Genomic DNA, 13,278 nt, shown 5'->3' on the forward strand with positions numbered 1-13,278 from the left:
TAATGACTATGCGGCCTCGCACCGCGCCGTGCGCGAGATGAAGGCGGATGGCTTGCTTGCCGCGGACACCGAGGTCTGATCTTCGAAGTACCTGAACAACCTGATCGAGCAAGACCATCGCAACATCAAGTCCCGGACGAAGGTCATGTTTGGCTTCAAGGGGTTCAGGAGTGCCACGACCACGAATTCAGGCATCGAGTTGATGCATCGCATTCGCAAAAGTCAGTTCAATCTCGCGACGCTCGGCCTCAAAGACACCGCTACGCCGACCGTTTGGAATGCGGTTCTCTCGGCTCAATAACCAATCCTGTCAAAACCAACCTCCTCCACTATTTCCGCTATTTGCACCAGAGCCCTGCATCGCCTGGATGCTTCAACTTCGGGAAGTGACAAAAACACCCTCGCAAAAGAGACAGCTTTGAATCGGTCTACGACCGTCGGTGCGTCGCACTCTCGGCAAGGTGACAGGACCCTGGCGCTAAACCCAACCGTCGTACGCATCGCTATGAAGCAACGCGGACAAAGCGCCTGCCGCCGCGTGCAGCGATCTCAGTTGGACCGGCTGCGGCGGCTCGGTGACGCTCTGGGCCGAGCCGATGATCGCAATGACACCGGCCAGCACATCGCCGTCGCGGAAGATCGGGACCGCAAGCGTGTTGATGCCGCCCATCATTTCACCGGCGCAGACCTCGAAGCGTTGCTCACGTATGCGCCGCAGCGTCGCGTCGAGCTTCTGTAACGCCGCCTTTGACAGCTTCTCGTCGCCCGATGCCAGCTCGTCGACAATGGCCGCATGCTCGGCGGCCGATGCGAATGCGAACGTGACGCGTCCGAGTGCCGAACGATGCGGCGGTGGCCGATTACCCGGCTTTACGCTCACGCAGATGCGCGCGTAGATGTTGTCGACCGAATCGATCACCATTGGCAGGCCGTTGGTCGGCACCGACAAGACCACCGTTTCGCGCAGCGTTTCGCGCAGGTCCAGAAGATACGGCTGCGCCATCCTGCGCAGGTCGAACTGATTTCCCGCCGCTTCGCCAAGCTGGAAAATGCGCCAGCCAAGCCGGTACCGGTCGTTCGAACTGTCTTGCTCGATCATGCCGACTTCCTTCAACGTCGACAGATGTCGGTGCACGCGCGGTTTGGTTTCCTGCAACAGATCGGCGAGTTCGGTCACGCCCATCGCGCGCTGCGCGTTCGCCATCGCTTCCATGATTCGCACCGACACCTTCACGGCATCGACCGAATTCAGTTTCTTTTCCGACATACGTTTGAATGCCCCTCTGAGAACACGGTCGCGCGGCGCGCTCGTTGCGACCGCGCAAGGCCGCCGCCGACCAAACCGAAGAATATCAGCCGAGCCTGTCACTAGCGCTTCAGGGGCAATTCCTCGTTGCATATCAAAAAAATGTCGTGTTACTCTTGGCGTAATGACATATCGACTATCGTAACACATGACGAATGCAATGAAGCGAAGCAGCGGCTCGACGCCGGTCGTGTGCGACGTGCTGACGGGTTATCTGGGCAGCGGCAAGACGACGCTGCTGAACCGGTATTTGCGCACCCGTGGCGAGGGGACGGCCGTGATCGTGAACGAGGTGGGCGAAATCGGCGTCGACCAGCTGGTATTGCGCGAGGTGTCCGAGAACGTCGTATTGCTGGATTCCGGCTGCCTGTGCTGCTCCGTGAGCGGGACCTTGCGCGAAACGCTGCTCGACCTCGGCACGCAGGCCGCGCGTGCGGGCTTGCCGCTTACGCGAGTCGTGATCGAGACGACCGGGCTCGCGGAGCCGGTACCGATCCTGCATGCGTTGCTGGGGGACCGGCTTCTCACCGGGCGCTTCGAACTTGGGCGCGTGGTGACGACGGTCGACCGCCAGCACGCGCTTGCGCAACTCGAAGCGGGGCGTGAGACGGCGCGGCAGATCGCGGTCGCGGATGTGTTGGTGACGACCAAGCGCGATCTCGCGGATGCCGCGTCCATGCCGCTGCTCGAAGCCGCGCTGAATACGCTCAATCCGCGCGCGCGCCGGATCGACGCTCACGCGGACAACGCGCTCGACGCTGTATTCGACGCACCCGCTATCCGGGTCGGTGACAGCTCGGCGGATAGCGCGCGGCAAGCAGCGCGCACTCACGATCATGATGACCATCACGCTCACGTTCACGTTCATGGCATCGGTGCGCAAAGTTTCTGGGTCGACTTCACGACGTCGTGGCCGGGCATCGCTGCGTGGTGGAACCTCCTGATGCAGCGCTACGACCGCCGGCTTCTGCGCTGCAAGGGTGTGCTTGGTCTGGATCAGGCCGCGTCGCCGATCCTGATTCAAGGCGTGGGCAATCATTTTCATCCGCCGCTCAGGCTCGCGCGCTGGCCCGAGGGCGACGCGCGCGGTCGCGTCACGCTGATCGGCGAGGGCCTTGAACGCGACTGGCTTGAAGCGAGCCTTCAGGCCTTGCGAATCGACACGAGCGGTCTGTTACCGCGCACGCTGGAAGAACTGGCGCAAGTAGGCGGCACATCGTGAACATCATTCAGAACGTTTATCCGGAGTGGTTTCAATGAATCAGGGATTTGTGTTGCGCGGTGCGCGGGTCGTCGAAGCAGGGCGTGAACCCGAGTGGCTCGACCTGCTGGTGAAGAGCGGCAAGATCGCGGCGCGTCTTGCGCCGGGCACGGAGGTCGACGCCTCGGTTCCGGTCGTCGATGCCGCCGGGCTACATGCGTTTCCGGGGCTGATCGACACGCACGTGCATTTCGGCTTCGGCGAGAAGATCACCGAATACGCGACCGAAACGGCCTACGCCGCGCAGGGCGGCTTCACGTCTATCCTCGGCTATTTCCTGAACAACGAAGACTATGCCGATGTGTTCGAGCGCGAGCAGGGTTATGCGCGCGAGCGTGCGCTAGTCGACTACGGTTTTCACTTCAGCGTGGCGAACGAGGCCCATGTCCGCGACATGGCCGCATATGTGAGCCAGTATGGAGTGACGTCGTTCAAGTACTTCATGAATTTCAAGGGCGAAGAGGGTCGCTATCTCGGCCTCGACGGTACTGACGACGGCTACCTGTACAACCTGCTGGCGACCGCGGGCAAGCTCGACGGCGTAAAGGTGGTGTGCCACACCGAGAACATCGAGATCGTCAACCGCCTGCGCGGCGCGGCGCTCGACATCGAGATACCGACCCTCAAAGACTGGGCAAACGTGAAGCCGCCGTTCACCGAAGCGGAAAGCTGCATAAGAGCCATGTATTTCGCCGAACATTTCGGCGCACACCTCTACATTCCACATCTGAGTACACGCATGGCGCTCGATGAAGTGCGCCGCTGGCGTGAGCGTTATCCGCACGTGTATGTGGAAACCTGTCCGCACTATCTGACACACGACGAAGACTCCACGCTCGGGTCGCTCGGCCGCGCTAATCCGCCGTTTCGCAGCAAGGACGATGTCGATGCGATGTGGGAAGGTTTGCAGGACGGCAGCATCGATATTGTCGCGTCCGATCACGTGCCCCGCAAGCGCGCGACCAAAGAGCGGCCTTTCTGGCTCGCCTCGCAAGGCTTCCCCGGCACGGCGACGATCCTGCCGGTCCTGTTGAGCGAGGGCTATCACAAAGGCCGCCTTAGCCTGTCGCGCATCGCGGAGGTATTGACCGATGCGCCCGCGCGCGTCTTCGGTATGGGGCCGCGCAAGGGTTCACTGGCGGTGGGCGCCGATGCCGACCTGACTCTTGTCGACCTGGAACGCAGCCGCGTGGTGAATGCGGCGGAACTGGGCTCGTACTCCGACTACAGCCTTTACGACGGCTGGACCCTCAAGGGCTGGCCGGTCAGAACGATTGTCCGCGGCGAAACCGTGATGCTCGACGGCAAGATCGTCGGCAAGGCCGGACACGGACACTACTTGTCGCGACCGCTGTACGCCACCGAATGACTCAACCTGCCGATCTTGTGTCCGAGGAACAATGATGGAATCCAATGCAAACATCACGATGGCACACGCGGGCGATCGGGCGTCGCTGCCCGACACGACGTCATCGCCTGCGCACGTATCGCCACGGATCGTGGTGGCCGGTGCAGTAGGCTCGGTGGTCGAATATTTCGACTTCGGCGTGTACGGCTATGTCGCCACCATTCTCGCCACGCAATTCTTCGGCAAGGGCGACCCAACCTCGGCGCTGCTGAATACGCTGGCTGCATTCGCGGTGGCTTTTGTGCTGCGTCCGCTCGGCGGCATTCTATTCAGCCACTTCGGCGACCGCTACGGCCGCAAGAACACACTGGGCATGACGGTGCTGCTGATGTCTGCGGCCAGCGGCCTGATCGGTATTCTGCCGACATACGCGGCCATCGGCGTCGGCGCGAGCGCGCTGCTAGTGCTAGCGCGCTGCCTGCAGGGACTCGCGGCAGGCGGCGAACTCGGCGGCGCGATCGCCTTCGTCGCCGAACATTCGCCGGCGGCGAAGCGCGGCCTGCTGTGCTCGACGACGCAAACTGGCGCGCTGGGCGGTGTGCTGCTCGCATCGCTGGCGGTGGCGCTGTTGAACCAGGTGCTGTCTCACGAACAGATGAACAGCTGGGGCTGGCGCATCCCGTTCTTGATCGCGATTCCGATCGGCGTGATCGGCTTGTGGATCCGTACGCGGCTCAGCGAAGCGCGCAGCTTCCAGGCGCTCGCAGAATCGGATCACGTGGAATCCGCCCCGGTACTCGAACTCCTCCGCTCGTATCGCGTGCCGCTGCTTCAGAGCATCGGCTTATCGATCCTGCTGTTCTCCGCGTATTACATCACATACGTGTACGTGAACATCCATCTGCAACGAGTAGTCGGTGTGAGCGCAAGTCTTGCGTTCTGGTCGACGACGCTGACGCTGTCCATCTCCGTGCTGTTCATGCCGGCGTTCGGTGCGCTCTCCGATCGCATCGGGCGAAAACCGATGTTCATTGCGGGCAGCCTTGCCGCGCTGGTACTAGCTGTACCCTGCTTCACGCTGATGAATGCTGGTGGCGCAACGGCCGTCTGCATGCAGATGGTGCTTGGCCTGATCGAATCCGCGCTGATGGGGGTGGCGTTTTCGACGCTTGCCGAACTGTATCCGACCCGCGTGCGCTACACCGGTATCGCACTCGGCTTCAACGTGGGGGGCGTGGTCACCGGCGGCAGTGCGCCGTTCTTCTGCACGTGGCTCGTGTCGGCGACCGGCTCGTCGATCGCGCCGGCTTACTTTCTCGGCGCCACGGCGATCATCACGCTGTTCTCCGCGTTGACGCTCAAGGAAACCGCCGGCTCGGTCCTGCGCGCATGAGATCCGATTTTTAAACCTGTTTTGGAGTTCAGCATGAAGCCCTGGGAAAGCATCATCAGCGAGCATGAACAGCGCGCTTATCGCGCCGCCGGTTTCGGCCGGCCATCGGGCCTCGGTATCCGGCCCGCGCTGCTGATTATCGACGTTCAGTACCGCACCGTCGGGACGAAGCGTCAACCGTTCTGGGAATCGATCAAGGAGTTTCCGACCAGTTGCGGAGACGTCGGCTGGAATGCAGTGGACAACATCGCGGTACTGCTGGAGACATTTCGCACGAAGAACTGGCCGGTGCTCTATCCGCACGTCGCGCCGAAGAAAGCGACCGACGGTGGCCGCCTTGCGGAGAAGGTGCCGTCCATCATGACGATTCCGGCACATGGATACGACTTCGTCGAGGAAGTCGCGCCGCGTGAAGGCGATGTGCTGCTGCCAAAAAAACACCCGAGCGCGTTCTTCGGCACCGCACTGGCGAGTCATTTGATCGATGCACAAGCAGACACGCTGATCGTGACTGGCTGTACGACAAGCGGGTGTGTGCGCGGCAGCGTCGTCGATGCATTCTCGCTGAATTTCAGGGTGTTCGTGCCGCACGATTGCGTCTACGACCGCAGTCAGACGTCGCACGCCGTGAACCTGTTCGATATGTCGGAGAAGTATGCCGACGTCGGCAGCGCCGCTGAACTGGTCACTCAACTGCGAGATATTCCGGCGCGCGTCTAAGCCTCGGAGCTGCTTCTTCAGGCCAGGTCTTTCCCCTTGCTCCTGCTACACGAGCGCCGCGTTCGCGCGGCCTCGTGCGTCGTCCCCTGTCTACTCGATCCGCTCGCGCATGCAGCCCGATCCGGGATCTGGCGTAATCGTACCTTTCACGGAAACTCAGCGTTAGTCGCGATCAGAACCCCTTGCGGCAAGGCTCAGCGGCCTCACGGCTCCCATGAAATAGGAGAATTCGCGAATCCTGAAAGCGATTCAAGTCAAATCGAGTCGTTCCAGTCGTGTACAACGCGCACGATGTAAACCGTTCCAGCGCCCCAGGCCGGTAAGCGCTGGCGCAGACCAGTAGCCAGCGATTGCGTGATCTTTGAATCCGGCGAGGCATCGCGCAAGGGACTTTAGGTGTTGCGCGGCAGGCACCTGTGCCCCGTAGGTAGATGTTCGCGACAGGACACAACTCTGGCGACGCCCGCCGGCAACGTCTTTCGCGAAATCCGTTCCTTCTTCACCGGGGTCTATGGCCGAAGATCTTACCCAACTCGTTATCGCGACAGAACCGTCGGGCCGAGCCTGTAGGTTACATCGGCGGCACAACGCCGTTTTTCTCGACGAGAATTCGTTGCGCGTTAAACGCGCCGCCCGCTGCCGCGGTTGCCGTTACGATCGCCTTCTTTCCCGCGGTAAGGTCGGAGCGATCTGCCGGGATGAATGCCACGACGGGCACATTTGCGGGCACGGTCACCGTATTGCTGCCACCTTTGTACGAAAGCTGCAGGACGTTGCCGCTCGTCGACTTCACGACCGAATCGACATTCGCGTTCGTCATCGTGCTGTTCGGCCCAAGGTCGAACGCACGGTGGCCTTCACCGGTGCCGCGTGCGGATTCGTCGAACACGTGTACTTCGGTGGCTGTCATCGTTCCGTCCACGCCGGTCGTGGCCGCGGTGCCAATGAAGGAGCCGGGTTTGATGTCAGAGAGCTTGATCTTCTTGACTGCAGCGATCGTGAGATTCGAGGGGAGCGTGACCGAGACCGTGTCGCCGCTGTTGCGATGGACGACCAGCGTGTCGCCTTTCAGCGAGACAATGTCGCCGCGGATACGGGTGACCTTGGCCGCCGGAGCCTGAGCCAGCGCTGCGGTGCTTGCGAATGCAATTGCGACGATGGTGCTGCCGATTGTCGTACGGTAGGACATTGGTTTCCCTTGTTTGCGTTTTGCACGAGTGGGTTGAACTGCATCACGTGCGAGGTTACGCGTTCGGGCTTTCAATTTCCTGCCATCCGCGCGCCGATGGCCAAGGTGGATCACCGACGCACCTTGAGGCTGGGTTCGGCGGGTTGTACGGAGCAGGGAGTGGAACTGTTCGGCACGAGTGCATGCGATGCCGCGGTCTTCCATTTGGCCCTTGGCGATCATGTGCGTGTGTTGATGTTCGTTAATTCTGCTAGCCATGTTCACAGCATTTGCTCTCTGCGCGCGACTACCTCCCAATTTGCACGGAAAGGACGACAACCCCAGACAGAGGCGATGAGTGGAGCGGCCGTTCAAGCGGGCGACTTGCGACACATCGCGTCGACGCATCTCCAAAGTATCAATCTGCGCGGAACGCTCGATTTCCCGATCGAGCTCTGCCCGCGTCACGGCAGCAGCTTGGAATTTGTGACGACGAATTGAGGAGCCCGCAACCCACCAAGAGAAAGAGGATCGCGACCGCCGCTGTTATCAACGTGAGAATTCTAGCGTGCGGCCATTGGACTCGGCAGGAATGGCCGACATCTCGCAGCCTGGCTCGGCTTGGTGCGTGCCCGGACAAACTGAAAGGCGCGGCGAACTATCGAACGCGTCGGAGCAGGGCGCAACATCTCATCGGGCGCCCGGCGACGGTATCTCGAACAATCCGCGCACGGCATTCAGATACGTGTCCAGCGATGGTCCGATATGGCTTCGGCACAGACTGACCAGACTGTCGCGGTTACCGCTTTCAATGGCTCTGATCATTGCCCAGTGTTCGTCGCGTGCATTGACCAGATGCGGCACGCTCGCGGATGTGTAGAAGCGGGCACCGTGCACCTTCTGGGCTGAACTCCGGATCATCTCGGCCAGGTACGGATTCCCGCAGGCAGAGAACAGGCAATCGTGAAATGCCATGTTCGCGTGAAAGGCCGCGCGGAAATCCCTGGCCTCCACCGCCCGGGTGTGTTCGGTCTGGATACGCGTCAATTCCGCCACGAACTCCGGCGAACCGGGCAGAGGAATCTGCTGGGCGGCCAGCATCTCCAGCGCTTCGCGTACCGAGTAGATCTGGCGAATTTCTTCCGGGCTGAGAAGGCGCACGGTCGCGCCCTTGTTGGCAATGTGCTCGACCAGCCCCATCCGCTCGAGCTCGAAGATGGCTTCGCGGATCACGTGCTTCTTGCAATTGAAGTGAGCGCTCAGCTTTTCTTCCAGCAGACGCTGCCGCGGCATCAGCCAGCCGAGCACGATCTGCTCCTCAAGCGCTCTCACGATCTCTTGAACCTGACTTGTCGATGGCTTTCGAGTGGTCGTGTCTGTCATCAAAACCTGTATTCCCGTTGAGCAGAGTTGGAAGGGGCAGGCATGCCGGCTGACGGATGCCTGACGCCCGCAATTTTAGCCGCAGTCATCGTTTCGTCAGATACCACTGGGACAGCAAGCGCCCCCCATTATACGTCGACAAGATCATTGACAATCTCGTTGAACAAAACGAGACTTGTCGCATCGAACGACTTTGCAACTGATTTTCGAGGCGGACACCGTGCATCCCGGTGCGCCGCGCCCCGCTCAGGCGCCAGTCTGGCGCGGGATCATTGCTCATAACAACGGAGACGGACGGGTGAAACAGCGGCTGAGCGGCAAGCGCATCATCATCACGGGTGCGGTCAACAACATCGGGAAAGCGGCGGTCGTCGCATTCCTGGAAGAGGGCGCGAAGGTTGTGATCGGCGATATCGACGCCGAGCGCGGTGCGACGGCGGCGGCGGAACTCGGTCCGAATGTCCGGTTCGTCGCCGTGGATGTCTCGCGCGAGGAGAGCGTTGCGGCGTTCATCGATGCCGGAGCGCAGTGGCTCGGCGGCCTGGATGTGCTGGCGCAGAACGCTGGCGTCATGACTTCCGGCAACATCACGAACCTCGACGCAGCAGCATTCGACCGGGTCTTCGCCGTGAACGTGCGCGGGCTGTTCTTTGGCGCGAAATACGCGGTGCCGCATCTGCGCAAGTCCGGTGGCGGCTCGATCATCAACACGGCGTCGCTTGCCGGCAAGCGCGGGCAGCCGGGACTCACGGTCTACTCGGCGTCCAAGGGCGCGGTGATCGCGTTCGGCACTACGCTCGCGCTTGAACTGGCGCCGTCGAACATTCGCGTGAACACCATCTGCCCGGGCTGGGTCGACACGGCGTTCAATGACCCGATCGTCGGGTTCATGGGAGGCCGCGCCACGCAGGACGACAAGGTCGCGACCTTCGTGCCGCTCGGACGCCAGGGCACGCCGGCCGAAATCGCGCCGCTCTTCGTGTTCCTTGCCTCCGACGAATCTTCGTACGTCAATGCCCAGGCGCTCCTCGCGGATGGAGGCGCATTCAATTCCTGAGGAGCCGGGCGATTTTTGATCCGCTTCACAACCCGAAGTCTTGTTCCAAACCCACCCAAAACAATATACGTCTCCCTCGTTTCGAGGGATGACAGGAGATAGTCATGTCCCGAAAGTGGTCCCTGGCTGCGCTGAGCGCTGCTCTGCTGGTGTCCGCCGTATCGACGGCCCATGCCGCCGACAAGAAGCACCTCTATTTCGTCGCCAACGGCGCGGTGGATTTCTGGAAGCTGGCCGAAGCCGGCATGAGAAAAGCCCAGGCCGAGTTACCCAACTACACGCTGGAGATGAAATACCCGGAGCAGTCGTCGGCGGCGGTTCAGGATCGCTTGCTGGATGACCTCGTCGCTAATGGCGCGGCCGGCATCATCCTCAGTTCGGTCGATCCGAAGACCCAGACGGACGAGCTGAACAAAGTGGCGGGACAGACGCTGCTCGTCACGACCGACGGCGACGCACCCGATACCAGGCGGGCGTTTTATCTCGGCTCGAGCAACATCGACGCAGGCAAGCAGGCGGCGCAGATCCTGATCAAGGCGATGCCCAACGGCGGCAAGTGCGTGGCCTTTGCCGGCTTGCCGGGCGCCGACAATGCCGTGCAGCGACTCAAGGGCCTGAGAGAAGGCCTGCAGAACATGAAGATCACGATTGACAGCGTCCGCTCCGACGAGATGGACCAGGCGCGCGCGCAAAGCAATGCCGCGGACATTCTGACTGCCCGCAAGGATGTCAACTGCATGATCGGCGTCTTCGCCTACAACACGCCGCAGATCGTGCTCGCATTGCAGCAGTCGGGACGCGCAGGCAAAGTGACCGTTGTCGGCTTCGACAATGATCAAGGGACACTGAACGGGATCAAGCAGGGCGTGGTGGCGGGCACCGTGGTGCAGCAGCCTTATCAATGGGGCTATCTCGGCACGAAGTACATGGCCCGCTACGTGGAAGGCGACACGTCCTTCATTCCCAAGGACCACAAGATCATCGTGCCGACCCAGATCATCGACAAATCCAACGTCGATGCGTTCGTCGCCCAGGTCAAGGCGTGGATGGCGAAGAAGTGATGAACGAGTCGCTGCCATCCCAACTTCCATCGCCGCTGCGATCGCCGCTGTTGTCGCTGAAGGCGATCAGCAAGACCTACGGCGCCGTGCAGGCATTGAAGGGCGTGAGCTTTCATGTCGATGCGGGGGAAGTGGTGGGCCTGATCGGCGAGAACGGGGCGGGCAAGTCGACCTTGATGAAGGTGCTAGGCGGCGTGATCGCGCCCACCGGCGGCACGATCGCGATCGAAGGGCGGGAGCATGCCTCGCTGAGCGTGCCGCAGTCGCTCGCCGCAGGCATCGCCTTCGTGCATCAGGAACTCAACCTGTTCGAGAATCTGGACGTAGCCGCGAATGTCTTCATCGGCCGTGAACCGCGCTATGGCGGCCCCTTGCGGCTGGTTGACAACAAGGCGCTGCATGCCCGCGTAACGCCGCTGCTCAGGCGGCTCGGCTGCGATTTTTCTGCAACCACCCGGGTCGCCGATCTGTCGATCGCCCAATGTCAGATGCTTGAGATCGTCAAGGCGCTGTCGCTCGATGCAAAGCTCATCATCATGGACGAGCCGACTTCGAGCCTCACCACGTCGGAGACCTCGCGTCTGCTCGATATCGTCGCTGACCTGAAGCAGAGTGGCGTGGCGATCATCTTCATCACGCACCGGCTGGCGGAGATAGAGCGTTGCGCGGATCGCGTCGTGGCGCTGCGCGACGGCGCGCTGGTGGGCGGCCTCGAGCGCGCGGACATCAGGCGCGACGCCATGATCACACTGATGATAGGGCGCAGCCTCAGTACGCTGTACACGCCACCTGCAACGGCGCCGCTTGCTCCCGTCCTGGAACTCGACGCCTTTACCACGCCTGCCTATCCCGCGCAGCCGGTGACGCTCGCGTTACGCGGCGGCGAAATCCTGGGTCTTGCGGGTCTGATGGGGGCAGGACGCACGGAGCTTGCTCGCGCGATATTCGGCATCGACCGACCGGCGGGAGGCGCGCTGCGGCTGAACGGCAGGCCTGTCACGATCCGATCGCCGCGCGACGCCATCCGGCTCGGCATCTACCTGATTCCCGAGGATCGCAAACATGCCGGGCTGATCCTCGAGAGCAGCATTGCAGAGAACATCATGCTCGCGAGCCTGCGTTCAATATCGCGGGGAAACCTCGTCGATACCGACAAGGGCGAGCGCATCGCGCTCGCGCAGCAGAAGTCGCTGCGCATCAAGGCGCCTTCGGTCGACGAGCGGGCGGGTTCGCTCTCGGGCGGCAACCAGCAGAAGGTCGTGCTCGGCAAGTGGCTGTGCATGCAGCCGAAGATGATCATCTTCGACGAGCCGACCCGCGGCGTCGACGCCGGCTCGAAGAGCGAAATCTACGCGCTGATGCGCAAGCTCGCCGACGAGGGGGTCGCGATCCTCATGATATCGAGCGACATGGAGGAGGTGATCGGCGTGAGCGACCGCGTGGCGGTCATGCACGAGGGCGCCATCACCGGCGTGCTCGGGCGCGACGCGCTCAGCGAAGCAAGCATCATGCATCTGGCCGTCGGAGACACGGTCCACTAAACAGGCAGACATCATGTTGAAAAAGGATCTGGGCCTACTCGTACTCATCGTGGTTGTCGGCGCGGTCGTCGCGGTCATCAACCCGCGCTTCATCTCGCCCGCGAACCTCGCGAACACGGCGAACCTCATCGGACTCTTCGGGCTCTTCGCGATTGGCGAGGGCTTCGTGATCATCACCGGCGGCATCGACCTGTCGATCGGCTCGGTCTTCGCGCTGCTTGGCGTGATCTTCATGACGCTCCTGTCCACCGACGGCGTGAACTGGATGGTCGCCACGGCGCTGATGGTCGTTGCGGGCCTGGTGATCGGGCTGATTCACGGGTTCCTCGTGACGAGGCTGCGCATGCAGCCTTTCGTCGTCACCTTGTGCGGCTTGCTTATCTATCGCGGGGCGGCGCGCTATTACACCGATGACGGCACCGCGGGCTTCGATTTCGGCCAGACTTTTCCCACGCTCGAATGGCTCACTACGGGACACATCTGGGGCGTGCCGAACAGCTTCATCGCATTTGTGGTGATCGCGGCGATCATGGCGGTGGTCCTGCACAAATCGGTGTTCGGCCGTTATCTTTTCGCGGTCGGGAAGAATGAGGAGGCGGCACGTTATTCAGGCATCAACACGCGCGCTGTCGTCGTCGCGTCGTACGTGATCTGCTCGGGACTGGCGGGCATCTCGTCCGTCTACTTCGCGATGTATACGCGTTCCGTCGCCCCTGCTTCGCATGGAACCTTCTATGAACTCTACGCCATTGCCGCCGCAGTGCTGGGCGGCTGCTCGCTGCGCGGCGGCGAGGGCTCGATCCTCGGCATCGCCCTCGGCGCGGTGCTGCTGCAGATCCTGCAAAACCTCGTGAATCTGCTGGGAATTCCGTCGTCGCTGAATTTTGCCGTGATGGGCGGCGTGATCGTTCTAGGCGTGCTGATAGACAGCCAGTTGCAGCAACTCCGGCAACGCCGCGCCGCGTTGCGGCCGCTGCCCGAGCAGAAAGCAGTCGCGAAAGCATGAAGGCGCCCGACTAGTTGCACCACTTCTTCCAGAT

The 13,278-nt window shown here is 61.8% G+C and carries 12 protein-coding genes and 1 pseudogene; 10 read left to right on the forward strand and 3 right to left on the reverse strand.

Features of this window, described 5'->3' with window-relative positions:
* A pseudogene (locus BG61_RS40665) lies at window positions 1-301 on the forward strand (DDE-type integrase/transposase/recombinase); the annotation flags it as partial.
* A 177-nt stretch (window positions 302-478) separates the two neighbouring features.
* Here the strand turns inward: BG61_RS40665 and BG61_RS32935 are convergent.
* Window positions 479-1,456: an IclR family transcriptional regulator gene (locus BG61_RS32935; RefSeq protein WP_081868259.1), complete on the reverse strand. Its 978-nt coding sequence runs from the start codon at window positions 1,454-1,456 to the stop codon at window positions 479-481.
* A 10-nt stretch (window positions 1,457-1,466) separates the two neighbouring features.
* Here BG61_RS32935 and BG61_RS32940 point away from each other — a divergent pair, with 10 nt between their 5' ends.
* The 4 genes from BG61_RS32940 to BG61_RS32955 are packed head-to-tail and all read left to right on the forward strand — an operon-like array spanning window position 1,467 to window position 6,028.
* On the forward strand, window positions 1,467-2,528 hold the full coding sequence (locus BG61_RS32940) for a CobW family GTP-binding protein (RefSeq protein WP_063741150.1): 1,062 nt from the start codon (window positions 1,467-1,469) through the stop codon (window positions 2,526-2,528).
* A gap of 34 nt (window positions 2,529-2,562) precedes the next feature.
* The gene (locus BG61_RS32945) at window positions 2,563-3,936 is read left to right on the forward strand and encodes a dihydroorotase (RefSeq protein WP_035938253.1); all 1,374 of its coding nucleotides are present in this window, start codon (window positions 2,563-2,565) and stop codon (window positions 3,934-3,936) included.
* A 31-nt stretch (window positions 3,937-3,967) separates the two neighbouring features.
* The gene (locus BG61_RS32950; RefSeq protein ID WP_081868260.1) at window positions 3,968-5,308 is read left to right on the forward strand and encodes an MFS transporter; all 1,341 of its coding nucleotides are present in this window, start codon (window positions 3,968-3,970) and stop codon (window positions 5,306-5,308) included.
* 33 nt (window positions 5,309-5,341) lie between these two features.
* Entirely contained in the window at window positions 5,342-6,028 is a 687-nt protein-coding gene (locus BG61_RS32955; protein WP_035938251.1) for an isochorismatase family protein, read from the forward strand.
* A gap of 571 nt (window positions 6,029-6,599) precedes the next feature.
* On the opposite strand, the gene BG61_RS32960 is transcribed toward BG61_RS32955, so the two are convergent.
* On the reverse strand, window positions 6,600-7,217 hold the full coding sequence (locus tag BG61_RS32960; RefSeq protein WP_035938250.1) for a hypothetical protein: 618 nt from the start codon (window positions 7,215-7,217) through the stop codon (window positions 6,600-6,602).
* A gap of 159 nt (window positions 7,218-7,376) precedes the next feature.
* Between BG61_RS32960 and BG61_RS42355 the strand changes: the two genes are divergently transcribed.
* Window positions 7,377-7,697 carry a hypothetical protein gene (locus BG61_RS42355; protein WP_129572277.1) on the forward strand — a complete coding sequence of 107 codons (321 nt, stop codon included), beginning with the start codon at window positions 7,377-7,379 and terminating at the stop codon, window positions 7,695-7,697.
* Window positions 7,698-7,886: 189 nt separating this feature from the next.
* Here BG61_RS42355 and BG61_RS32965 read toward each other — a convergent pair whose 3' ends face one another.
* On the reverse strand, window positions 7,887-8,579 hold the full coding sequence (locus tag BG61_RS32965) for a GntR family transcriptional regulator (protein WP_035938249.1): 693 nt from the start codon (window positions 8,577-8,579) through the stop codon (window positions 7,887-7,889).
* A gap of 298 nt (window positions 8,580-8,877) precedes the next feature.
* On the opposite strand from BG61_RS32965, the gene BG61_RS32970 reads away from it, so the two are divergent.
* The 4 genes from BG61_RS32970 to BG61_RS32985 all read left to right on the forward strand — a co-directional run bounded on the left by BG61_RS32970 (window position 8,878) and on the right by BG61_RS32985 (window position 13,244).
* A complete protein-coding gene (locus tag BG61_RS32970; RefSeq protein ID WP_035938268.1) occupies window positions 8,878-9,636 on the forward strand; it encodes an SDR family NAD(P)-dependent oxidoreductase in 759 nt (252 codons plus the stop codon).
* A 104-nt stretch (window positions 9,637-9,740) separates the two neighbouring features.
* Entirely contained in the window at window positions 9,741-10,697 is a 957-nt protein-coding gene (locus BG61_RS32975) for a sugar-binding protein (protein ID WP_035938248.1), read from the forward strand.
* Window positions 10,679-12,238, forward strand: a complete 1,560-nt coding sequence (locus BG61_RS32980; RefSeq protein ID WP_206540619.1) for a sugar ABC transporter ATP-binding protein — start codon at window positions 10,679-10,681, stop codon at window positions 12,236-12,238. Before BG61_RS32975 ends, BG61_RS32980 begins: the two co-directional genes overlap by 19 nt.
* A gap of 13 nt (window positions 12,239-12,251) precedes the next feature.
* Window positions 12,252-13,244: an ABC transporter permease gene (locus tag BG61_RS32985; RefSeq protein WP_035942634.1), complete on the forward strand. Its 993-nt coding sequence runs from the start codon at window positions 12,252-12,254 to the stop codon at window positions 13,242-13,244.
* Window positions 13,245-13,278: the final 34 nt, after the last annotated feature.

It is taken from the genome of Caballeronia glathei, from assembly GCF_000698595.1.
Lineage (GTDB): Bacteria > Pseudomonadota > Gammaproteobacteria > Burkholderiales > Burkholderiaceae > Caballeronia > Caballeronia glathei.

Excerpts from the sequence above, each read along its gene's own strand:
- BG61_RS32935 (WP_081868259.1), bottom strand. The coding sequence starts at position 1,456 with ATGTGTTACGATAGTCGATATGTCATTACGCCAAGAGTAACACGACAT.
- BG61_RS32940 (WP_063741150.1), top strand. The coding sequence starts at position 1,467 with ATGAAGCGAAGCAGCGGCTCGACGCCGGTCGTGTGCGACGTGCTGACG.
- BG61_RS32945 (WP_035938253.1), top strand. The coding sequence starts at position 2,563 with ATGAATCAGGGATTTGTGTTGCGCGGTGCGCGGGTCGTCGAAGCAGGG.
- BG61_RS32950 (WP_081868260.1), top strand. The coding sequence starts at position 3,968 with ATGATGGAATCCAATGCAAACATCACGATGGCACACGCGGGCGATCGG.
- BG61_RS32955 (WP_035938251.1), top strand. The coding sequence starts at position 5,342 with ATGAAGCCCTGGGAAAGCATCATCAGCGAGCATGAACAGCGCGCTTAT.
- BG61_RS32960 (WP_035938250.1), bottom strand. The coding sequence starts at position 7,217 with ATGTCCTACCGTACGACAATCGGCAGCACCATCGTCGCAATTGCATTC.
- BG61_RS32965 (WP_035938249.1), bottom strand. The coding sequence starts at position 8,579 with ATGACAGACACGACCACTCGAAAGCCATCGACAAGTCAGGTTCAAGAG.
- BG61_RS32975 (WP_035938248.1), top strand. The coding sequence starts at position 9,741 with ATGTCCCGAAAGTGGTCCCTGGCTGCGCTGAGCGCTGCTCTGCTGGTG.
- BG61_RS32985 (WP_035942634.1), top strand. The coding sequence starts at position 12,252 with ATGTTGAAAAAGGATCTGGGCCTACTCGTACTCATCGTGGTTGTCGGC.